This window comes from Pseudomonas sp. BO3-4 (genome assembly GCF_034044115.1).
Lineage (GTDB): Bacteria > Pseudomonadota > Gammaproteobacteria > Pseudomonadales > Pseudomonadaceae > Aquipseudomonas > Aquipseudomonas alloputida.
On sequence record NZ_CP139018.1, the window covers coordinates 5,758,509 to 5,780,053 of the forward strand.

Here is a 21,545-nt window from a genome sequence, read left to right on the forward strand (position 1 = left end):
CCTTGTAGGAGCGGGTTCACCCGCGAAGCAGGCAACGCGGTGGATGGCACCGGCGTCGCCGGTGTTCGCGGGTAAACCCGCGCCTACAGGTTTACTCGGCGATCAGCCAGTCCATGCGGTAACTGCCGGCGGTCTGTGCCAGCTCTTTGGCCAGCCATGGCAGCAGCTCCTTAAGTTCATCCTCCAGCCCCCACGGCGGGTTGGCGATGGCCAGGCCAGAGCCGTTCAGCCCCTGAGGGCTGTCCTGGTGATGCACATACAGCTCAACCCGCAACAGTTTCGGCGCGCCAGTGCTGGTCAGGTCCTGGTAATAGCGGGTCAGCGAACGCTGGTCCTTGATCGGGTACCAGATGGCCACAACCGTCTGGCGCATGCGGCCGATCGCCTCTTTCATGGCAGTGGTGCAGCGCTTGAGCTCATCGGCCTGCTCGAACGGCGGGTCGATCAGCATGATCGCGCGCTTTTCCTGCACCGGCAGCAAGGCCCGCGGCACATGCCAGCCTTCACCCAGGTGCACGGTCACGCGCGGGTCTTTTTTCATGTTTTCCTTGAGGAGCGGCCCGTCTTCGGGGTGCTTCTCGTTGAGCAGGGCGCGGTCCTGCTGGCGCATCAGGCGACGGGCCAATTCGGGCGACCCCGGGTAGTAGCGCAGTTCGCCATCGGCATTCAGGCGCTTGATGATGCGCAGGTAGTCGTCGGCCATGGCCGGTAGGTCATCGCGATTCCACAGGCGGGCTACGCCTTCCAGGTACTCGCCGGTACGGCTTGCCTGGTCGCCCTGCAGGTCGTACAGGCCGAGCCCTGCGTGGGTATCGATATAGGCGAACGGCTGCTCCTTGCGCGACATCAGGGCGATGAGGCGGGTCAGCACGATGTGTTTGAGGACGTCGGCGTGGTTGCCGGCGTGGAAGGCGTGACGATAGTTCATGGCAACTCCTGCGAAGGCGGCAAGTTTACCTTGCCTTGCAGGCGGAGTCAGGCCTGGCTGCTGATTGGCGGCACCCGCAAAGCAGGCACCGCCAATTCAACGGGTGTTACTTGTCGGCGTGATACGCCGCATCAGCTGCTTCGAAGCGCTTGACCATCGCCTGCGAAGGGCTGCCCAGCTTGCTCACCAGAACAATGGCGATGCTGGCGAACAGGAAGCCCGGGATGATTTCGTACAACCCGAGGGTGTCGAAGTTCTTCCACAGGATCACCGTCAGCGCACCCACCACGATACCGGCCAGCGCACCGTTACGGGTCATGCCTTTCCACAGCACCGAAATCAGCACCACCGGGCCGAAGGCGGCACCGAAGCCGGCCCAGGCATAGGCCACCAGGCCCAGCACGCGGTTTTCCGGGTTGGCGGCCATGGCGATGGCGATCAGGGCCACGGCCAGCACCATCAGACGGCCGACCCACACCAGTTCGACCTGCGAAGCATTCTTGCGCAGGAAGGCTTTGTAGAAGTCTTCGGTCAGGGCGCTGGAGCACACCAGCAGCTGGCAGCTCAGGGTACTCATGACTGCGGCCAGGATGGCCGACAGCAGGACACCCGCAATCCATGGGTTGAACAGGATCTTGGCCAGCTCGATGAACACACGTTCGTGGTTCTCGCTAACCGGGCCTGCCAGTTCAGGATGAGCCGAGAAGTAGGCGATGCCGAAGAAGCCAACGGCGCAGGTACCCGCCAGGCACAGGATCATCCAGGTCATGGAAATGCGGCGCGCCTTGGCGATGGACTTCACCGAATCAGCGGCCATGAAGCGCGCCAGGATATGCGGCTGGCCGAAGTAACCCAGGCCCCAGCCCATCAGCGAGATGATGCCGATGAAGGTGGCACCCTTGAGCATGTCGAAGTTCGCCGGGTTCACCGCCTCGATAGCGGCGAAGGTCTGGTCGAAGCCACCGGTGGAGATCAGCACGATTACCGGGGTCAGGATCAGCGCGAAGATCATCAGCGAAGCCTGTACGGTATCGGTCCAGCTCACCGCCAGGAAGCCACCCACGAAGGTATAGGCGATGGTCGCCGCTGCACCAGCCCACAAAGCGGTTTCGTACGACATGCCGAAGGTGCTCTCGAACAGACGGGCACCGGCCACGATGCCGGAGGCACAGTAGATGGTGAAGAACACCAGGATGACGATGGCGGAAATGATACGCAGCAGCCCGGTATTGTCTTCGAAACGGCTGGAGAAGTAGTCCGGCAGGGTCAGCGCGTCACCGTTGTGCTCGGTCTGCACGCGCAGCCGGCCGGCCACGAACAGCCAGTTCAGGTAGGCACCCACCGTCAGACCGATGGCGATCCAGGCCTCGGACAGGCCCGCGAAGTAGATGGCACCGGGCAGGCCCATCAGCAGCCAGCCACTCATGTCGGAGGCACCGGCAGACAGCGCGGTAACCACGCTACCGAGGCTGCGACCGCCCAGAATGTAATCGGAAAGGTTGTTGGTAGCGCGATAGGCGGCGAAGCCGATCAGCACCATTGCTGCGATGTAGATCACGAAGGTGATCGTTAGTGGATTGCCCATGCGTGTGCCCTGGCGTTTGTTTTTATCATGCGCAACCACAGCGATGGCGGTTGCACCCAGGCGGCGAATGCTATGCAACAACGCAAAGAAGGTGCAACCATTTTTCTTTTGCAAGTTGCACCTGCCCGTGCATTTTCCGACAAAGCCCGCTTCTTGCTCCTTTCGGGAGCAAAAAACCGACTTTTCAGAATAAATCGCACCGAAAGCGCCCCTTTTCAGGGTATGGGAATAGCTGTCGGACGAGTTGCACCTTTCACACGAAAAAATCGGGTTGCACCTGGTTGCACCCGAATTGTCCTACAGATACTCTTGACGCCAGCTTAGGCCACAACCGTGGCAATAACGAGGATAAGAAATGGCGACTACCACCCTTGGGGTCAAACTCGACGACCCGACCCGTGAGCGACTCAAAGCAGCTGCGCAGTCCATTGACCGCACGCCGCACTGGTTGATCAAGCAAGCGATCTTCAACTATCTGGAGAAGCTCGAGGGTGGCGCCACCCTGACCGAACTCAACGGTCATGTCAGCAACCTGGCCGACGATGCCGGTGAAGTCCAGGCCGACCACAGCCACCAGTGCTTCCTCGAATTTGCCGAAAGCATCTTGCCGCAGTCGGTACTGCGCTCGGCGATCACCGCTGCCTACCGCCGACCGGAGCAGGAAGTGGTGCCGATGCTGCTGGAGCAGGCGCGCCTGAGCGCGCCACTGGCCGAAGCCACCAACAAGCTGGCCGCGGGCATTGCCGAAAAGCTGCGCAATCAGAAAAGCGCCGGCGGCCGTGCCGGTATCGTCCAGGGCCTGCTGCAGGAATTCTCGCTGTCGTCTCAGGAAGGCGTGGCGCTGATGTGCCTGGCCGAAGCCCTGCTGCGTATCCCCGACAAAGGTACCCGTGATGCGCTGATCCGCGACAAGATCAGTACCGGCAACTGGCAGCCGCACCTGGGCAACAGCCCGTCACTGTTCGTCAACGCCGCCACCTGGGGGCTGCTGCTGACCGGCAAGCTGGTCAGCACCCATAACGAAACCGGCCTCACCTCCTCGCTCACCCGCATCATCGGCAAGAGCGGCGAACCGATGATCCGCAAGGGCGTCGACATGGCCATGCGCCTGATGGGTGAGCAGTTCGTCACCGGCGAGACCATTGCCGAAGCCCTGGCCAACGCCAGCCGTTTCGAGGCCAAAGGCTTCCGTTACTCCTACGACATGCTCGGCGAAGCCGCACTGACCGAGCACGACGCGCAGAAGTACCTGGCGTCCTACGAGCAAGCCATCCACTCGATCGGCAAGGCCTCGCATGGCCGTGGCATCTATGAAGGCCCAGGTATCTCGATCAAGCTGTCGGCACTGCACCCGCGCTACAGCCGCGCACAGTACGAGCGCGTGATGGAAGAGCTGTACCCGCGCCTGCTGTCGCTGACCCTGCTGGCCAAGCAGTACGACATCGGCCTTAACATCGACGCCGAAGAAGCCGACCGCCTGGAGCTTTCGCTGGACCTGCTCGAACGCCTGTGCTTCGAGCCATCCCTGGCTGGCTGGAACGGCATCGGCTTCGTTATCCAGGCCTACCAGAAGCGCTGCCCGTACGTGATCGACTACGTCATCGATCTGGCCAAGCGCAGCCGCCACCGCCTGATGATCCGCCTGGTAAAAGGCGCCTACTGGGACAGCGAGATCAAGCGTGCCCAGGTCGAAGGCCTGGAAGGCTACCCGGTCTATACCCGCAAGGTGTACACCGACGTGTCCTACGTCGCCTGCGCCCGCAAGCTGCTGGCCGTGCCAGAAGCCATCTACCCGCAGTTCGCCACCCACAACGCCCACACCCTGTCGGCCATCTACCACATTGCCGGGCAGAACTATTACCCGGGCCAGTACGAGTTCCAGTGCCTGCACGGCATGGGCGAGCCGCTGTACGAGCAAGTGGTCGGCAAGATTGCCGATGGCAAGCTGAACCGCCCGTGCCGCGTGTATGCACCGGTCGGCACCCATGAAACGCTGCTGGCCTACCTGGTGCGCCGCCTGCTGGAAAACGGCGCGAACACCTCGTTCGTCAACCGCATTGCCGACCACTCGATTTCCATCCAGGAACTGGTCGCCGACCCGGTGGCCAGCATCGAGCGCATGGGTACCCAGGAAGGCAGTATCGGCCTGCCGCACCCACGCATTCCCCTGCCGCGCGACCTGTATGGCACCGAACGGGCCAACTCGGCCGGTATCGACATGGCCAACGAACACCGCCTGGCATCGCTGTCCTGCGCCATGCTGGCCACCGCTCACAATGACTGGAAGGCTGTCCCGCTACTGGCCTGCGCCGCCAGCGAGAGCGCTGCCGCACCGGTGCTGAACCCGGCAGACCACCGCGACGTCGTCGGCCATGTGCAGGAGGCCACCGTTGCCGACGTGGACAACGCCATCCAGTGCGCACTGAACGCCGCGCCGATCTGGCAGGCCACCCCGCCAGCCGAGCGTGCTGCCATTCTGGAGCGCACCGCCGACCTGATGGAGGCCGAGATCCAGCCGCTGATGGGCCTGCTCATCCGCGAGGCCGGCAAGACCTTCGCCAACGCCATTGCCGAAGTGCGTGAAGCCGTGGACTTCCTGCGCTACTACGCGGTGCAGGCACGTAACGACTTCAGCAACGACGCCCACCGCCCACTGGGCCCTGTGGTGTGCATCAGCCCATGGAACTTCCCGCTGGCGATCTTCACCGGCCAGGTGGCCGCAGCCCTGGCTGCCGGCAACCCGGTACTGGCCAAGCCTGCCGAGCAAACCCCGCTGATCGCCGCACAGGCCGTGCGCCTGCTGCTGGAAGCGGGCATCCCAGAAGGCGTGCTGCAGCTGCTGCCGGGCCGCGGTGAAACCGTCGGTGCCGGCCTGGTCGGAGACGAGCGCGTCAAAGGCGTGATGTTCACCGGCTCCACTGAAGTGGCCCGCCTGCTGCAGCGCAACGTCGCTGGCCGCCTGGACAACCAGGGCCGCCCGATCCCGCTGATCGCCGAAACCGGCGGCCAGAACGCGATGATCGTCGACTCCTCGGCACTGACCGAACAGGTCGTGATCGACGTGGTGTCCTCGGCCTTCGACAGTGCCGGCCAGCGTTGCTCGGCCCTGCGCGTACTGTGCTTGCAGGAAGACTCCGCCGACCGCGTAATCGAGATGCTCAAGGGCGCCATGGCTGAAAGCCGCCTGGGCTGCCCGGACCGCCTGGCCGTGGACATCGGCCCGGTGATCGATGCCGAAGCCAAGGCTGGCATCGAGAAGCACATCCAGGGCATGCGCGAGAAAGGCCGCCCGGTCTACCAAGTCGCTATTGCCGATGCTGCCGAGATCAAGCGTGGCACCTTCGTCATGCCAACCCTGATCGAGCTGGACAGCTTCGACGAGCTGAAGCGCGAAATCTTCGGCCCCGTGCTGCACGTGGTGCGCTACAACCGCCGCAATCTGGATCAGCTGATCGAGCAGATCAACAACTCCGGCTACGGCCTGACCCTCGGCGTGCACACCCGTATCGACGAGACCATCGCCAAGGTGGTGGAAACCGCCAACGCCGGCAACATGTACGTCAACCGCAACATTGTGGGTGCAGTGGTGGGCGTGCAGCCGTTCGGTGGTGAAGGCCTGTCGGGTACCGGCCCGAAAGCCGGCGGCCCGCTGTACCTCTACCGCCTGCTGTCGACCCGCCCGGCCGACGCCATCGGCCGCCACTTCCAGCAGCAGGACGGCGAAGGCAAGCCGGATCGCACCCTGCACGAACAGCTGGTCAAGCCACTGCACGGCCTGAAGGCCTGGGCCGAGAACAACCAGCTGGCCGACCTGGCCGCGCTGTGCAGCCAGTTCGCCAGCCAGTCGCAGAGCGGCATCGCCCGCCTGCTGCCTGGCCCGACCGGCGAGCGCAACAGCTACACCATTCTGCCGCGTGAGCACGTGCTGTGCCTGGCCGACAACGAAGCCGACCTGCTGGCGCAGTTCGCCGCAGTACTGGCCGTTGGCAGCTCGGCGGTGTGGGTTGACGGTGAACCGGGCAAGGCCCTGCGCGCCCGCCTGCCACGTGAGCTGCAGGCCAAGGTGAAGCTGGTCGCGGACTGGAACAAGGATGAAGTGGCGTTCGACGCCGTGATCCACCATGGCGACTCGGACCAGCTGCGCGGCGTATGCCAGCAGGTGGCCAAGCGTGCCGGGGCGATCGTTGGGGTGCACGGGCTGTCCAGCGGTGATCACCAGATTGCGCTGGAGCGCCTGGTCATCGAGCGCGCGGTGAGCGTGAACACTGCAGCGGCAGGCGGTAACGCCAGCCTGATGACCATTGGCTAATGGCTGAGGGTTGTTGAAGAAGAAGGAGAGCCTCGGCTCTCCTTTTTTATGCGTGCATGTCCTGAAGCAGGGGCTGGACTAACAGGTGCTCACCAGAACGTGGTCATGCCAACGGTGACCTGGGTGTCTTCTGTTGTTACCGTTTATCCCCTGGAAATTCTCGGCTACCTGGGCCGGTCCTTTCGCGGGTAAACCCGCTCCTACACCGGATCAGTGCCGGACACAGGTCGGGGGTTGGACACAGGCCGCTGTAGGGTTTACCCGCGAAAGGACCCGTCCAGACAGACATATAAAATAGCCTTGCAGGAGGCTTCTACCCCAGCATCGTATTGTCTTCAAGGAAAGCGGAAGCGCGGTGTGGATCGGGGACTATCCGGAGCTCCCCTCCGACAGAGCTTCGGCCAAAAATTGCTCAAACCATTGGTGAAAGCGCAATCAAAGCAAACAGCTGTGCTGCCATAAGCGCAATACCCAGCAGCATCCAAAGCCAATTGGCCAGCGTGAACCGGCTGTTGGTCTTCCCTTCTTTGTCACCCGCACAGAAATTGATGCCCTTCTGCATGAACACCAGAATGATCAGCCAAGCTGCCTGAATGGCTAAACCCGCAAAATAGGCCGGCCACAGCCGGTCTTCCAACACGACGCTGGCAACCACCCAGACAACGCAAAAACCGTAATAGCCCAGCGTGAGCCCCAGGATGGACCATGGATAGGTTTTACCTGAGTCGCGAATATGGTCATTTACCCTTCTCAATAATGGATAGATGAAGAACACTGCAAAAGCGCTTCGCCAGAACGGACTTACGCGCTCTCCCGTTTTCTCTCTATGCAGACTCCAACTTTGATAGAAGCAATAAACCCAGTAGAAGCCCAAGGTAAAGAAATTCATTACACCAAATTTCATGGGTGAGACTACGAAGAAGGGAACCTGGTTGCCGTTGGCCTCAGCCAAGTCAGCGTGGTGGGCATCACTCATCTGAAACGTTTCCTTGTGAACACCAAAACGCACATTCAAGGCCAACTGATATTCGATCCGCAGCAGTCCATTTCCGATCGGGATTGTGGGAAACGTCTCTATATTGTCCCGAGCAGGCATTACACGACCTGACCTTGCGTTGGTTTCACCAATAACCGGCAGGCTTCCCGGCGTTCTCAACCCATATCACGCAAACCTATTAACCTGTCCCCAGTCTCACCACGCTCCTACACTCGCAGCATCCCGCCTCAGGACTGCCACCATGCCCGAGACCTTGCTCAGCCCCCGCAACCTCGCCTTCGAGCTCTACGAAGTCCTCGACGCCGAAGCCCTGACCCAGCGCCCGCGCTTCGCCGAGCACAGCCGTGAAACCTTCGATGCGGCACTGACCACCGCCCGCACCATCGCCGAAAAGTATTTCGCCCCGCACAACCGCAAGGCAGACGAAAACGAACCGCGCTATGTGGAAGGCCGCGCCGAACTGATCCCCGAGGTTAAACCCGCCGTCGACGCCTTCCTCGAAGCCGGTTTCCTCAACGCCAACCGCGATTTCGAAGTGGGCGGCATGCAATTGCCCAGCCTGGTCTCGCAAGCCTGCTTCGCCCACTTCCAGGCCGCCAACGCTGGCACCACGGCCTACCCATTCCTGACCATGGGCGCGGCCAACCTGATCGAGAGCTTCGGCACTGAAGAGCAGAAGCGCCTGTTCCTGCAGCCGATGATCGAGGGCCGCTACTTCGGCACCATGGCGCTGACCGAACCCCACGCCGGCTCGTCGCTGGCCGACATACGCACCCGCGCCGAACCAGCAGGCGACGGCAGCTACCGGCTCAAAGGCAACAAGATCTTCATTTCCGGCGGCGACCACGAACTGTCGGAAAACATCGTGCACATGGTGCTGGCCAAGCTTCCGGACGCCCCGCCCGGGGTCAAAGGCATCTCGCTGTTCATCGTGCCCAAGTACCACGTAAACCCGGACGGCAGCCGTGGCCCGCGCAACGATGTGCTGCTGGCCGGGCTGTTCCACAAGATGGGCTGGCGCGGCACCACCTCGACCGCGCTGAACTTCGGCGACAATGGCCAGTGCGTCGGCTATCTGGTCGGCCAGCCGCACCAAGGCCTGGCCTGCATGTTCCAGATGATGAACGAGGCGCGGATAGGCGTAGGCATGGGCGCGGTGATGCTGGGTTACGCCGGCTACCTTTACTCCCTGGAATACGCTCGCCAGCGGCCGCAGGGCCGGCTGCCAGACAACAAGGACCCACACAGCCCGGCGGTGCCGATCATCGAGCACACGGATGTGAAGCGCATGCTTCTGGCGCAGAAGGCCTACGTAGAAGGCGCCTTTGACCTGGGCCTGTACGCCGCGCGCCTGTTCGACGACACCCATACGGCCGCTGACGAAAACACCCGCAAACTGGCGCAGGACCTGCTCGACCTGCTGACCCCGATCGTCAAATCCTGGCCCTCGGCGTTCTGCCTCAAGGCCAACGAATTGGCGATCCAGATTCTTGGCGGCCACGGCTACACCCGCGAATACCCGGTGGAGCAGTACTACCGTGACAACCGTTTGAACCCGATCCACGAAGGTACCGAGGGTATCCAGTCGCTCGATCTGCTCGGTCGCAAGCTGGCACAGCACAATGGTGCCGGCCTCAAGCAGCTGATCCGCCTGATCGCCACCACCTGCGAACGTGCCAGCCATCACCCGAACCTTGACCCACTGCGTCAGCCGCTGGAGCAACTGGCCAACCGCCTGCAGGGGGTCACCCTGGTCCTGCTCGGTGACCTCGCCCAAGGCAAAGTCGCTGGTGCCTTGGCCAACTCTGCCTTGTACCTCAAGGCCTTCGGCCACTGCGTGATCGGCTGGCGCTGGTTGGAGCAGGCGGTTCACGCCGAACTTGGTCTGCTCAAGGGAACCGCTGCTGATCGCGACTTCTACCTCGGCAAGCTGCAAGCTGCGCGTTATTTCCTGACCTGGGAAGTACCGGGCTGCCATAATGAGCTGGCATTGCTCGAGGCACACGACGATACCTGCCTCGGCATGCAAGACGGGTGGTTCTAGGGGGAGCCACCGTGTACACGGAGGCATCCGCATGTTCGATTCCAGCGCCCTGCTGCGCCAGCGCTTTGCTGCGCTGCGCAGTACGGCCGAGTTGTTTTCCCTGCGCCATGTGAAACAGTCTCACCAGGCGCTTTCGGTTCGCCGCAACGTCGCCGAACCACCCTTCTTCAGCCAGGATGAGGGCGCCATGCTCACCGTGCGGGTCAATGGCGTGGAGGCCTACGCTGCCACCGCCGACCTGTCCCAGGCGGGCCTGCAGCGCGCCCTTGAGCAAGCCGAGGCGCTGGCGCGGCAGATCGCCCGGCACAGCCTGCTGGACCTGCGCGAACACGCCGTGACCAGCGCACGCCACGACCATGTTTCGCCCAACTTCGACCAACCCGTGCCCAGCCTCGCCGACTGCCTTGGCCTGCTCGCCGCCGAATCGGCCAGCGTGCCCAAGGACAGCCGTTTGGTGGACTGGCAGGCCAGCCTGGGGCTGAGCCTGGTCGAGCAAACCTACCTGAACTCGGCCGGCGCCGAACTGCGCCATGCCCAGCGCTTCCTGTTCCCGGGCCTGGGGGTGACCGCCAGCGACGGCCAGGACAGCCAAAGCCGCAGCCTGGGCCGCGACAACTTCGGCCAACAGGGTGGTTTCGAGATCATCGAGCGCTGCGGCCTGGTCGGCGCGGCCAGTCGGGTGGCCGACGAAGCACTGCAACTGCTGCTGGCACCGAACACCCCCAGTGGCCCGCGTGACCTGCTGTTGATGCCGGACCAGATGATGCTGCAGATTCACGAATCCATCGGCCACCCGCTGGAGATGGACCGCATTCTCGGCGACGAGCGCAACTACGCCGGCACCAGCTTCGTCAAAGCCAGCGACTTCGGCCACCTGCAGTACGGCTCCAGCCTGCTGAACGTGACCTTCGACCCGACCATTGGCGAAGAGCTGGCCAGCTACAGTCATGACGACGACGGCACCCCGGCCAGCAAAGCGTTCCTGATACGCGACGGCCTGCTGCTGCGCCCGCTGGGTGGCGCGCTGTCGCAGTTCCGCTCTGGCCTGGACGGCGTGGCCAACAGCCGTGCCTGCGGCTGGAACCGCGCGCCGATCGACCGCATGGCCAACCTCAACATCGAGCCGGGCGACCAGTCTTTTGAGCAACTGATCGGAGGCATCGAGCACGGCATTCTGATGCGTACCAACCGTTCCTGGTCCATCGACGATGCACGCAACAAGTTCCAGTTCGGCTGCGAATGGGGCCAGTTGATTGAAAATGGCGAGCTCAAGGGCATCGTCAAGAACCCCAACTACCGCGGCATCTCCGCGCAGTTCTGGCGCAACCTGTCGGCGGTTGGCGACCACAGTACCTTCCAGGTGCTGGGCACGCCCAACTGTGGCAAGGGCGAACCCAATCAGGTGGTGCGGGTCGGCCACGCCTCGCCGGCCTGTGTGTTCCGCCAGATCGATGTATTCGGAGGAGACGCGTGATGAAACAGGCTTTCGAAACCCTGGTCGGGGAGGTGCGCACCGCCCTTCAGGCGGGCGAGCAGTTCACCCTCGGTTACAGTGCCGAGCAATCGCAGTTCGTGCGTTTCAACCATGCCAAGGTGCGACAGGCCGGCGAAGTCAGCCAGGCCAGCGCGCAACTGCGGCTGGTGCGCGATGGGCGCCAGGCGGAGCAGCAGGTAACCTTGAGTGGCGACCTGCAACTGGATCGCCAGCGCCTGAACGTTGCGCTCGAGCAGCTGCGCCAGACCTTGCCGCTGCTGGCACTCGACCCTTACCTGCGCCTGGACGAAAACGCCTGGCACAGCCATAGCCTGCAGGAACACCCCCTGCCCGCACTGAACGAAGTACTGGCCCTGCTTGAGCGTGAAGCAGGTGACCTGGACCTGGTCGGTATCTACGCCGCCGGCCCGGTCTGCCGCGGCTTCGCCAGCTCGTTCGGCGCCTTCGGCTGGCACCAGGCCAACAGTTTCAACGTCGACTGGAGCCTATTCCACGATAATGGCCAGGCAGTGAAGGCCAACTATGCCGGCCAGGCCTGGAGTGCCGACGACTTCGCCGCACGCCTGCGCCAAGCACGAGAGCAGTTGGGTTTCCTCGGCCGCCCGGCAGTTACCCTCAAGCCCGGCACCTACCGCGCCTACCTTGCACCTGCGGCCATGGACGAAGTCGCCGGCATGTTGTGCTGGGGCGGCTTTTCCGCGCAGGCCCTGGCCACTGGCAACAGCGCTCTGCAGCGCCTGTACAACGGCGATGCACGGCTCAGCCCGCTGGTCAGTTTTACCGAGCAGGTCAGCGGCTCGCTTAGCCCGGCGTTTTCCGATGAAGGTGCGCCGCGCCTGGATGTGCCGCTGATCCAGCAAGGCGAGGCCCGGCAGCGGTTGATCAGTGCGCGCAGTGCGGCCGAGTTCGAGCTGCAGGCCAATGGCGCCGACGGCTACGAGTCGCCCTGTGCGCTCAGCCTGGCGCCGGGCAATCTGGCCAGTGCGCAGATCCTTGAGCGTCTAGGCACCGGGCTGTACATCAGCAACCTGTGGTACCTGAACTACTCAGACCTGCCAGCGGCGCGCATGACCGGGCTGACCCGCTTCGCCACTTTCTGGGTAGAAGACGGGCAGATCCAGGGGCCGGTGAGTACCATGCGCTTCGATGACAGCTTGTACAGCTTGCTGGGCAGCCAGCTGGAGGACCTGACCCAGGAGCGCGAGATGATTCTGTCGACCAATACTTATGGACAGCGCAGTACCGGGTCGAGTCATTTGCCCGGGGCACTGGTCAAAGGCCTGACCCTGACATTGTGACTGGACTTGCCGGCCCTTTCGCGGCTAAAGCCGCTCCTACAAGGAACGCGTAACCGCTGTAGGAGCGGCTTTAGCCGCGAAAGGGCCGGCACTGACAAACGAGGACGTCATGCCCGAACGCACCCCGCTGGACCCCGTCACCGCCCGCTGGATCCCTTGGGTGGTGGCCATCGCCTTCTTCATGCAGTCCCTGGACGGCACCATCCTCAACACGGCGCTGCCGGCCATGGCCCGCTCGTTGGCCGAAGACCCCTTGCGCATGCAGGGTGTGATCATTGCCTACATGCTCACCGTGGCCCTGCTGATCCCTGCCTCAGGCTGGATCGCCGACCGTTTCGGCACCAAGCGCATCTTCTTCAGCGCTATCTTGCTGTTCAGCTTTGGCTCGCTGCTGTGCGCCGCAGCCAACAGCCTTGGCTTCCTGATCTTCGCCCGCGTAGTGCAAGGCCTGGGCGGTGCGCTGATGCTGCCGGTCGGGCGGCTGGTGGTGCTGCGCGCCTACCCACGCAGCGAGCTGGTGCGGATCATGAGTTTCATCACCATCCCCGGCCTGCTCGGGCCATTGCTGGGGCCAACGGTCGGTGGCTGGCTGGTGGAAATCCTCAGCTGGCACTGGATCTTCCTGCTCAACCTGCCTGTCGGCCTGCTTGGCTGCATTGCCGTGTGGAAGTTCATCCCGGACTTGCGCGGCGCCGAGCGCACCACCTTCGACGGCCCTGGTTTCCTGCTGTTCGGCGCAGCGATGGTACTGATCACCATTGCCATGGAAGGCCTGGGCGAGCTGCACCTGCCACACTTGCGGGTAATGTTGCTGCTGTTCGCTGGCATGGCCTGCCTGGCCGCGTACTGGCTGCGCGCCGGGCGCGACCCGGAGCCGCTGTTCTCGCCAAGCCTGTTCCGCGTGCGCACCTTCGCCATCGGCATCCTCGGCAACCTGTTCGCCCGCCTGGGCAGCGGCGCGCTGCCGTTCCTGGTGCCGTTGCTGCTGCAGGTTGCGCTGGGCTACTCACCCGCCCAGGCAGGCATGAGCATGATCCCGCTGGCGGCGGCGGCCATGCTGGCCAAATCCATTGCCCGACCGCTGATCGAACGGTTCGGCTATCGCATCATCCTCACCGGTAATACCTTGCTGCTGGGCATCCTGCTGGCAAGCCTGGGCCTGGTGGACGAGCAGACCCCCTATTGGCTGCTGTTGGTGCAACTTGGCCTTCTGGGCGCAGTGAACTCCATGCAGTTCACTGCGATGAACACAGTGACGCTCATCGATCTCGACGACGCCAGCGCCAGCAGCGGTAACAGCCTGCTGTCGGTGGTCGCGCAACTGTCGCTGAGCCTGGGTGTGGCCTGCGCCGGCGCACTGTTGGGCGGCTTTACTGCGGCAGGCAGCGCCGAGGGCGTGGAAACCACCCTGGGCGCGTTCCAGCTGACCTTCGTCACCATCGGCGTAATGGCCATGCTGGCAGCGGCGATCTTCCTGCAGCTGGCGCCGACGGACGGAAGGCGTGCCCGTCGTCCGGAACAACACATGGAGTCGTAGGGCGAATGGCCACGAGGCTGGTAGACTATGCGGCATTTTTCGCTTCGCACCGCAGGCCCGCCTCGTGACCACCGAATCCACCGCCTTTGCCACCTTGCCGCTGTCCACTGCCATGCTGGCCAACCTGGAAGCCCTTGGCTATGCCTCGATGACGCCGATCCAGGCCCAGAGCCTGCCTGTCATCCTCAAAGGCCAGGACCTGATCGCCCAGGCCAAGACCGGTAGCGGCAAGACTGCCGCCTTCGGCATCGGCCTGCTCAACCCGATCAACCCGCGCTATTTCGGCTGCCAGGCGTTGGTGCTCTGCCCTACCCGCGAACTCGCCGACCAGGTGGCCAAGGAGCTGCGCCGCCTGGCCCGTGCCGAGGACAACATCAAGATCCTGACCCTGTGCGGCGGCGTTTCGCTGGGCCCACAGATCGCTTCGCTGGAGCACGGCGCGCACATCATCGTCGGCACCCCAGGGCGCATCCAGCAGCACCTGGACAAAGGCACCCTAGTCCTGGACGGGTTGAACACCCTGGTGCTGGACGAAGCCGACCGCATGCTCGACATGGGCTTCTTCGACGCCATCGCCAGCATCATCGGCAAGACCCCTTCGCGCCGCCAGACCCTGCTGTTCTCGGCCACCTACCCGGCCGGCATCAAGCAACTGGCCGCCGACTTCATGCGCAACCCGCAGCAGGTCAAGGTCGAAAGCCTGCACACCGACAACCAGATCGAGCAGCGTTTCATCGAGATTGACCCGCAGCAACGCCTGGAAGCCGTCACCCGCGTGCTCGGCCACTACCGCCCGCAGTCGTGCGTAGCGTTCTGCTTCACCAAGCAGCAATGCGAAGACGTGGTTGCCCACCTGACCGCCAAGGGCATCGTCGCCCAGGCCCTGCACGGCGACCTGGAGCAGCGCGACCGTGACCAGGTGCTGACCATGTTCGCCAACCGCAGCAGCTCGGTGCTGGTGGCTACCGACGTGGCCGCGCGCGGCCTGGACATCGATGGCCTGGACATGGTCATCAACGTGGAGCTGGCGCGTGATGCCGAAATCCACGTGCACCGCGTGGGCCGTACCGGCCGCGCCGGCGAGAAAGGCGTTGCGGTCAGCCTGGTGGCACCGGCCGAAGGCCACCGCGCCCAGGCCATCGAAGCGCTGCAGAAGAGCCCGCTGCGCTGGGACCAGCTGGACAGCCTGAAAAACAAGGGCGGCGAGCCCCTGCTGCCGGTGATGACCACACTGTGCATTGCCGCTGGCCGCAAGGACAAGCTGCGCCCTGGCGACATCCTGGGGGCCCTGACCGGTGATGCCGGCATCCCGGGCAAGCAAGTGGGCAAGATCGCCATCTTCGACTTCCAGGCGTTTGTGGCCGTGGAGCGGGCGTTGGCCAAGCAAGCCATGCAGCGACTGAACAGCGGCAAGATCAAGGGTCGCGCCCTGAAAGTCCGCATTCTCTAAAGCCAGGCAAAGCCCCCTGTAGGAGCGGGTTTACCCGCGAACGCGGCAGTAAATGCATCGTCGCATTCGCGGGTGATCCCACTCCCACAGGGTTCAGCATTTCAATCTGAAGGTTCATACCGTGCACTCCACCGACGTGATCATCCTTGGCGCCGGCGCCGCCGGCCTGATGTGCGCCCAGCTCAGTGCCCGTCGCGGCCGCCGGGTGCTGCTGCTCGACCACGCCAACAAGCCAGGCAAGAAAATCCTCATGTCCGGCGGCGGGCGCTGCAACTTCACCAACCTGTACACCGAGCCGGCCAACTTCCTTTCGCACAACGCGCACTTCTGCAAGTCGGCCCTGGCCCGCTACACCCAGTGGGACTTCATCGAGCTGGTGTGCAAGCACGGCGTGGCGTACCACGAGAAGAAGCTCGGCCAGCTGTTCTGTGACAACAAGGCCAGCGACATCCTCGACATGCTGCTGGCCGAGTGCGACGAGGCCGGTGCCGAGATCCGCATGCACACCAGCATCGAACAGATCGAGAAGACCGAAAGCGGCTACCTGCTGCAGACCAGCGGCGGCCAGTTCGCCTGCCAGTCGCTGGTCATCGCCACTGGCGGCCTGTCGATCCCGACCCTGGGCGCCACCGGTTTCGGCTACCAGGTGGCCCGCCAGTTCGGCCACACCCTGCTGCCAACCCGCGCCGGGCTGGTGCCATTCACCATCACCGAGCCCCAACTCAAGGCGATGTGCACCGAATTGTCCGGCACCTCACTGGACTGCACCGCCAGCTGCAATGGCACCAGCTTCCGCGAAAACCTGCTGTTCACGCACCGCGGCCTGAGCGGCCCGGCGATCTTGCAGATCTCGTCGTTCTGGGAAGCCGGTGACACGGTCGAGATCAACCTGCTGCCCGACCGGGATGCGCTGACCTGGCTGCAACAGATGCAGGCCGAGCGCGCCAATGCCGAACTGAAGACCGTGCTGGGCGAGGTGTTCACCCGCAAGCTGGCTAACTTGCTGGCCGAGCAGTGGTTCGAATCGAAGCCGATGAAGCAGTACACACCGGCGGAACTGGCGCACATCGCCGAAAAGCTGGCGAACTGGCAAGTGGTGCCAGCCGGCACCGAAGGCTACCGCACCGCCGAAGTGACCCTGGGCGGCGTGGATACCCGCGAGGTGTCGTCCAAGACCATGGAATCGCTGAAAAGCCCCGGTTTGTACTTCATCGGTGAAGTGCTGGATGTCACCGGCCACTTGGGTGGTTTCAACTTCCAGTGGGCTTGGGCATCGGCGAACGCCGCCGCGCAGTTCGTGTAGAGTAGAATCCTTTCAGCAGCACGGAACGCTTCTTGCTGGCCCGTGCTTGGCGCCGTTATTGGGGCCGCTGCGCGCCCCTTCGCGGGCGCGCCCGCTCCCACAGGGGCCTGTGTCGTACGTGTGGGAGCGGGCGTGCCCGCGAAGGGGCGCGCAGCGGCCCCAATAACCGGCCCTGAAAGGTATTCTTCTGATCACCGCCTGGCAGGCCATCATGTCATCGAGCTCGTTCCGTCAGTCACTGCGTCGCCTGTGGGGCCAAGACAAGTTCAGCTACAGCATCCGGGTCACCATTGCCCTTACCGGCAGCCTGGCCCTGTGCTGGTACCAGAACGAGATGGCCCTGCTGATTCCGCTGTTCCTCGGCATCATCGCCAGCGCCCTGGCCGAAACCGACGACAGCTGGCAGGGCCGCCTCAGCGCCCTGGCCGTTACCCTGGTGTGCTTCGCCATCGCTGCACTGGCAGTCGAGTTGCTGTTCCCCTACCCCTGGATCTTCGTCATTGCCCTGGCCCTGGCGGCCTTTGGCCTGACCATGCTCGGGGCGCTGGGCGAGCGCTACGGCGCCATCGCTTCGGCCACCTTGATCACTGCGGTCTACACCATGATCGGCGTGGACCAGCGCGGTGGCCAGGTCACCGATTTCTGGCACGAACCGCTGCTGCTGGTGGCAGGTGCGGCCTGGTACGGGCTGTTGTCGGTGCTGTGGCAGGCGCTGTTTTCCAACCAGCCGGTACAGCAGAGCCTGGCCAGACTGTTCTTCGAGCTGGGCAGCTACCTGAAGCTCAAGGCCAGCCTGTTTGAACCGGTCCGCACGCTCGACGTCGAGGCACGGCGCCTGGAACTGGCCCAGCAGAACGGCAAGGTGGTGGCCGCGCTGAACGCAGCCAAGGAGATCATCCTGCACCGGGTGGGCAACAGCCAACCAAACTCGAAGGTAAGCCGCTACCTCAAGCTGTACTTCCTGGCCCAGGACATCCACGAGCGTGTCAGTGCCTCGCACTACCCCTACAACGCACTGACCGAGGCGTTTTTCCACAGCGACGTCATGTTCCGCTGCCAGCGCCTGTTGCGTAAGCAGGGTTCATCCTGCCAGGAACTGGCCCGCTCGATCCGCCTGCGCCAACCGTTCGTGCTGGCCAGCGGTTATCCAGAAGCCCTCGAAGACCTCAACGCCTCGCTGGAGCACCTGCGCATCCAGAGCAACCCGGCCTGGCGCGGCCTGTTGCGCTCGCTGCGGGCACTCGCCGCCAACCTGGCAACACTGGACCGCCTGCTCAGTGCCGCCAGCAACCCGGACAGCCTGGCCGACGCCAGCGACAGCAGCCTGCTCGACCGCTCGCCGCGCTCGCTGAAGGACGTGTGGACGCGCCTGCGCACCCAGCTCACACCGACCTCGCTGTTGTTCCGCCATGCCTTGCGCCTGCCGCTGGCGTTGTCGATCGGCTATGGCATGGTGCACCTGATTCACCCGACCCAGGGCTACTGGATCATCCTCACCACGCTGTTCGTGTGCCAGCCCAACTACGGGGCCACGCGGCGCAAGCTGGTGCAGCGAATCTTCGGCACTGCCGTTGGCCTGACCGTGGGCTGGGCCTTGTTCGACCTGTTCCCCAACCCGGTCATCCAGTCGTTGTTCGCCGTGGTTGCCGGGGTGGTGTTCTTCGTCAACCGCACCACCCGCTACACCCTGGCCACTGCCGCGATCACCCTGATGGTGCTGTTCTGCTTCAACCAGATCGGCGATGGCTACGGCCTGTTCCTGCCACGCCTGTTCGATACCCTGGTGGGCAGCCTGATTGCCATCCTAGCGGTGTTCCTGTTCCTGCCCGACTGGCAGGGCCGACGGCTGAACAAGGCGCTGGCCAATACCCTGGCCTGCGCCAGCGTGTACCTGCGCCAGATCATGCAGCAGTACGCCCACGGCAAGCGCGACGACCTGGCCTACCGCCTGGCCCGGCGCAATGCCCACAACGCTGACGCGGCGCTGTCCACCACCTTGGCCAACATGCTGATGGAGCCGGGGCATTTCCGTAAGGAGGCCGACGTTGGCTTTCGCTTCCTGGTGCTGTCGCACACGTTGCTCAGCTACCTCTCGGGGTTAGGCGCGCACCGCGACACGGCGTTGCCAGCAGAGGTGCAGGAGCAGTTGATCGAAGGCGCCGGGCAAAGCCTGGCCAGCAGCCTGGATGAGATTGCCAACGGCCTGGCCGCACGGCTGCCGGTGGCGATTCACAGTGATGCCGAAGAGGCGCTGGCCAATGCCCTGGAGCAGATGCCGGAAGATCTGGATGAGCATCAGCGGCTGGTGCAGACGCAACTGGCGTTGATATGCCGCCAGCTGGGGCCACTGCGGACCCTGGCGGCACACCTGATCAAGGAGAATGCCCCGGCCTGATCGTTTTAGTGCCTGTGCTCAAAAGCCATACTGACGCAGCAGCCGGGCATAGCTGCCATCGGCCTTCATCGCCGCTATCGCCTGCTCGAAGCGCTCGACGATCCGATCATGCTCCGGGTGCTTCAGGCTGACCAGAATATGCAGGGTGTTCTCCCCCAGCGGCGGATCCACCAGCATCACCCCATCACGCACATCCTGCGGCTCACGCTGCAGGTTGTAGCGGGCCACGTACTCGTCTTCCACCGCCAGGCTTACCCGCCCTGCCGCCAACATGCGTACCGCAGAAGAAAAGTTGCGCACCGGCACTTTGTGCAGACGGGGATCCCCGTCGAATTCCGGTGAATAGGCGTAATCACGCACTACGGCAATGCTATAGGCATAAAGGTCAGACAGACGCTTGTAGCTAAACGCCTCGCCCTTACGCTGCAGCAGGCGAATACGATTACTCAGGTAGGCGTTGGAAAACTGCCCGATACTGGCGCGCGAGTCGTTGTACCAGGCATTGATCAGCACGTCGTAGCGCCCTTCACCTACCCCCAGCAACGCACGCGCCCACGGCACCTCTTCATAGTCGCTGGCGTAGCCGGCACGCGCCAGTGCCGTGGTAACGATGCTGGTCGCAAGGCCGCCGCCCGGCATCTTGGCATCGGTGAACGGTGGCCAATTGTCGGCCACCAGGCGTAGCTTGGCGTGACCCGGGGAAGGTGTTGCCAGCATCGTTGCCAGTAAACCCAGAACACAAAGCAGTGGCCGCATGCTCACGTCCTTTCGCAATGGAGGGCAACACTGCCAGTGAGATTACACAAAGCGCTTGCCGAGGGCAGCGGCCAATAGTGTCATTTAGCCTCTATTTTGGCCGAAGCACGTGCAGCATGCGATGATCGAGCCTCATCCAAGGAGTTCGTGCCCATGTCAATCGACTGGCTCTGCAAGCACCACACCGACCTCGGCAAGGAGCAGCTCTATGCCATTTTGCAGCTACGCACTGAAGTACTCGTGGTGGAGCAGCGCCACGCCTACCAGGAAGTCGATGGTCAGGACCTGACTGGCGATACCCTGCACCTCATGGCCTGGCAGGAAGACAAGCTGGTGGCCTACCTGCGCCTGCTGGATCCGCAGTCACAAGGTGGGGATGTGGTGATCGGACGAGTGGTGACATCACCGCAGGCGCGAGGTTTGCAGCTCGACGAAAGCTTGCTGCTCAAGGGGCTGGAAGCGGCGGAGCATTGTTGGCCGGGGGTGCCGGTTTATCTGTCGGCTCCGGCGCATTTACAGGCGTTTTATGCCCGCCATGGGTTTGCGGTGGTGGGCGAGGAGTCTTTGGAGAACGGCATCGCGTCCATTGGAATGCGCAAGGGATGAGCCCACCCTGTGCGGGCTTTGCACATCAGGGGTAACCCAGCACTTCGCGGATCTGCCGCAAGTGACGGATGATCCACTGCTTGTCGATCGCCCCCCAGTCATGAATGCGATAATGCCCGGCGTGGTTGCGTGCGCCTTCCTGCTGCTCGAACTCGCAGACGATGTCCAGGTCGGCCAGCGCGGCGATAGTGTCCTGAGCTGTGCGACGGGGCATGCCGGTGGCCTCCATCAGGGCGGGCACGCTGGTCGCGGTCTGGCTATCGATCAGCCAGGCCACGTACAGGCGGCGGTAGAAGCTGCTCTTGGTCTTGCTCACTTCCATGCTGCATGTTCCTTAGAGGTTGCCCGGCAGCTCCCGGTAGGTCAGGTAGACGCGCAGGTCGAATTCCAGTTGGTGATAGTCCGGCTCCATGTGCTGGCAGAGCTGGTAGAACGCTTTGTTGTGATCTCGCTCGCGCAGGTGCGCCAACTCGTGCACAACAATCATGCGCAAGAACTGTGGCGCGGCCTCCTTGAACAGCGAGGCAATGCGGATTTCCTTCTTCGCCTTGAGCTTGCCACCCTGCACCCGCGACACCGCCGTGTTCAAACCCAGGGCCCGATGCGTCAGATCGAGGCGGCTGTCGAACAATACCTTGTCCAGGTTTGGCGCACTTCGCAGGTACTGTTGGCGCAGATCCTGGGCATAGCCATACAGCGCCTTGTCGTTTTGCACGTCATGGCGGTCAGGGTAACGGCGCTGCAGGTATTCACCCAGGCGGTCGCTGTCGATCATCTGCCGCACCTGCGCCTGCAGGTGCGGGGGGTAGGCTTGCAAGTAACGTAGTACGGTCATGGCGCTG

Annotated in this window: 15 protein-coding genes; 9 read left to right on the plus strand and 6 right to left on the minus strand. The window is 63.4% G+C overall.

The features are described from left to right. Window positions 1–91: 91 nt before the first annotated feature. Both REH59_RS26380 and putP read right to left on the minus strand, forming a co-directional pair. Window positions 92–928 (minus strand): 23S rRNA (adenine(2030)-N(6))-methyltransferase RlmJ, encoded by an 837-nt coding sequence (locus tag REH59_RS26380; protein WP_003249430.1) that lies wholly within the window; start codon window positions 926–928, stop codon window positions 92–94. A gap of 106 nt (window positions 929–1,034) precedes the next feature. Then, window positions 1,035–2,513 (minus strand): sodium/proline symporter PutP, encoded by a 1,479-nt coding sequence (putP, locus tag REH59_RS26385; protein ID WP_088513307.1) that lies wholly within the window; start codon window positions 2,511–2,513, stop codon window positions 1,035–1,037. Between the two features lie 355 nt (window positions 2,514–2,868). On the opposite strand from putP, the gene putA reads away from it, so the two are divergent. Next, window positions 2,869–6,822: a trifunctional transcriptional regulator/proline dehydrogenase/L-glutamate gamma-semialdehyde dehydrogenase gene (gene putA, locus REH59_RS26390; protein WP_004576606.1), complete on the plus strand. Its 3,954-nt coding sequence runs from the start codon at window positions 2,869–2,871 to the stop codon at window positions 6,820–6,822. A 412-nt stretch (window positions 6,823–7,234) separates the two neighbouring features. On the opposite strand, the gene REH59_RS26395 is transcribed toward putA, so the two are convergent. Next, complete coding sequence (locus tag REH59_RS26395) at window positions 7,235–7,918, minus strand: hypothetical protein (RefSeq protein WP_121784144.1); 684 nt, start codon at window positions 7,916–7,918, stop codon at window positions 7,235–7,237. 142 nt (window positions 7,919–8,060) lie between these two features. Between REH59_RS26395 and REH59_RS26400 the strand changes: the two genes are divergently transcribed. The 7 genes from REH59_RS26400 to yccS all read left to right on the plus strand — a co-directional run bounded on the left by REH59_RS26400 (window position 8,061) and on the right by yccS (window position 19,341). Further along, window positions 8,061–9,863: an acyl-CoA dehydrogenase gene (locus REH59_RS26400; RefSeq protein ID WP_014859629.1), complete on the plus strand. Its 1,803-nt coding sequence runs from the start codon at window positions 8,061–8,063 to the stop codon at window positions 9,861–9,863. A gap of 31 nt (window positions 9,864–9,894) precedes the next feature. Further along, the gene (locus REH59_RS26405; RefSeq protein ID WP_014859628.1) at window positions 9,895–11,337 is read left to right on the plus strand and encodes a TldD/PmbA family protein; all 1,443 of its coding nucleotides are present in this window, start codon (window positions 9,895–9,897) and stop codon (window positions 11,335–11,337) included. Beyond that, window positions 11,337–12,656: a TldD/PmbA family protein gene (locus REH59_RS26410; protein ID WP_014859627.1), complete on the plus strand. Its 1,320-nt coding sequence runs from the start codon at window positions 11,337–11,339 to the stop codon at window positions 12,654–12,656. Before REH59_RS26405 ends, REH59_RS26410 begins: the two co-directional genes overlap by 1 nt. A gap of 109 nt (window positions 12,657–12,765) precedes the next feature. After that, complete coding sequence (mdtD, locus tag REH59_RS26415) at window positions 12,766–14,193, plus strand: multidrug transporter subunit MdtD (RefSeq protein ID WP_003249408.1); 1,428 nt, start codon at window positions 12,766–12,768, stop codon at window positions 14,191–14,193. 112 nt (window positions 14,194–14,305) lie between these two features. Further along, window positions 14,306–15,643 (plus strand): ATP-dependent RNA helicase DbpA, encoded by a 1,338-nt coding sequence (dbpA, locus tag REH59_RS26420; RefSeq protein ID WP_230623076.1) that lies wholly within the window; start codon window positions 14,306–14,308, stop codon window positions 15,641–15,643. Window positions 15,644–15,764: 121 nt separating this feature from the next. Then, window positions 15,765–16,946, plus strand: a complete 1,182-nt coding sequence (locus REH59_RS26425) for an NAD(P)/FAD-dependent oxidoreductase (RefSeq protein ID WP_014859625.1) — start codon at window positions 15,765–15,767, stop codon at window positions 16,944–16,946. 211 nt (window positions 16,947–17,157) lie between these two features. Next, complete coding sequence (gene yccS, locus REH59_RS26430) at window positions 17,158–19,341, plus strand: YccS family putative transporter (protein ID WP_014859624.1); 2,184 nt, start codon at window positions 17,158–17,160, stop codon at window positions 19,339–19,341. A gap of 18 nt (window positions 19,342–19,359) precedes the next feature. On the opposite strand, the gene REH59_RS26435 is transcribed toward yccS, so the two are convergent. Then, window positions 19,360–20,097: a substrate-binding periplasmic protein gene (locus tag REH59_RS26435; RefSeq protein ID WP_004576611.1), complete on the minus strand. Its 738-nt coding sequence runs from the start codon at window positions 20,095–20,097 to the stop codon at window positions 19,360–19,362. A gap of 153 nt (window positions 20,098–20,250) precedes the next feature. On the opposite strand from REH59_RS26435, the gene REH59_RS26440 reads away from it, so the two are divergent. Beyond that, on the plus strand, window positions 20,251–20,703 hold the full coding sequence (locus tag REH59_RS26440) for a GNAT family N-acetyltransferase (protein ID WP_014859623.1): 453 nt from the start codon (window positions 20,251–20,253) through the stop codon (window positions 20,701–20,703). Window positions 20,704–20,728: 25 nt separating this feature from the next. Here REH59_RS26440 and REH59_RS26445 read toward each other — a convergent pair whose 3' ends face one another. Next, complete coding sequence (locus tag REH59_RS26445) at window positions 20,729–21,025, minus strand: winged helix-turn-helix domain-containing protein (protein ID WP_003249396.1); 297 nt, start codon at window positions 21,023–21,025, stop codon at window positions 20,729–20,731. A gap of 12 nt (window positions 21,026–21,037) precedes the next feature. Next, window positions 21,038–21,538 carry a M48 family metallopeptidase gene (locus REH59_RS26450; protein WP_004576612.1) on the minus strand — a complete coding sequence of 167 codons (501 nt, stop codon included), beginning with the start codon at window positions 21,536–21,538 and terminating at the stop codon, window positions 21,038–21,040. Between the last annotated feature and the right edge of the window lie 7 nt (window positions 21,539–21,545).

What these genes read in the sequence shown, in the direction of transcription:
- REH59_RS26380 (WP_003249430.1), bottom strand. Translation starts at nt 928, where the DNA reads ATGAACTATCGTCACGCCTTCCACGCCGGCAACCACGCCGACGTCCTC.
- putP (WP_088513307.1), bottom strand. Translation starts at nt 2,513, where the DNA reads ATGGGCAATCCACTAACGATCACCTTCGTGATCTACATCGCAGCAATG.
- putA (WP_004576606.1), top strand. Translation starts at nt 2,869, where the DNA reads ATGGCGACTACCACCCTTGGGGTCAAACTCGACGACCCGACCCGTGAG.
- REH59_RS26395 (WP_121784144.1), bottom strand. Translation starts at nt 7,918, where the DNA reads ATGCCTGCTCGGGACAATATAGAGACGTTTCCCACAATCCCGATCGGA.
- REH59_RS26400 (WP_014859629.1), top strand. Translation starts at nt 8,061, where the DNA reads ATGCCCGAGACCTTGCTCAGCCCCCGCAACCTCGCCTTCGAGCTCTAC.
- REH59_RS26405 (WP_014859628.1), top strand. Translation starts at nt 9,895, where the DNA reads ATGTTCGATTCCAGCGCCCTGCTGCGCCAGCGCTTTGCTGCGCTGCGC.
- REH59_RS26410 (WP_014859627.1), top strand. Translation starts at nt 11,337, where the DNA reads ATGAAACAGGCTTTCGAAACCCTGGTCGGGGAGGTGCGCACCGCCCTT.
- mdtD (WP_003249408.1), top strand. Translation starts at nt 12,766, where the DNA reads ATGCCCGAACGCACCCCGCTGGACCCCGTCACCGCCCGCTGGATCCCT.
- dbpA (WP_230623076.1), top strand. Translation starts at nt 14,306, where the DNA reads ATGCTGGCCAACCTGGAAGCCCTTGGCTATGCCTCGATGACGCCGATC.
- yccS (WP_014859624.1), top strand. Translation starts at nt 17,158, where the DNA reads ATGTCATCGAGCTCGTTCCGTCAGTCACTGCGTCGCCTGTGGGGCCAA.
- REH59_RS26435 (WP_004576611.1), bottom strand. Translation starts at nt 20,097, where the DNA reads ATGCGGCCACTGCTTTGTGTTCTGGGTTTACTGGCAACGATGCTGGCA.
- REH59_RS26440 (WP_014859623.1), top strand. Translation starts at nt 20,251, where the DNA reads ATGTCAATCGACTGGCTCTGCAAGCACCACACCGACCTCGGCAAGGAG.
- REH59_RS26445 (WP_003249396.1), bottom strand. Translation starts at nt 21,025, where the DNA reads ATGGAAGTGAGCAAGACCAAGAGCAGCTTCTACCGCCGCCTGTACGTG.
- REH59_RS26450 (WP_004576612.1), bottom strand. Translation starts at nt 21,538, where the DNA reads ATGACCGTACTACGTTACTTGCAAGCCTACCCCCCGCACCTGCAGGCG.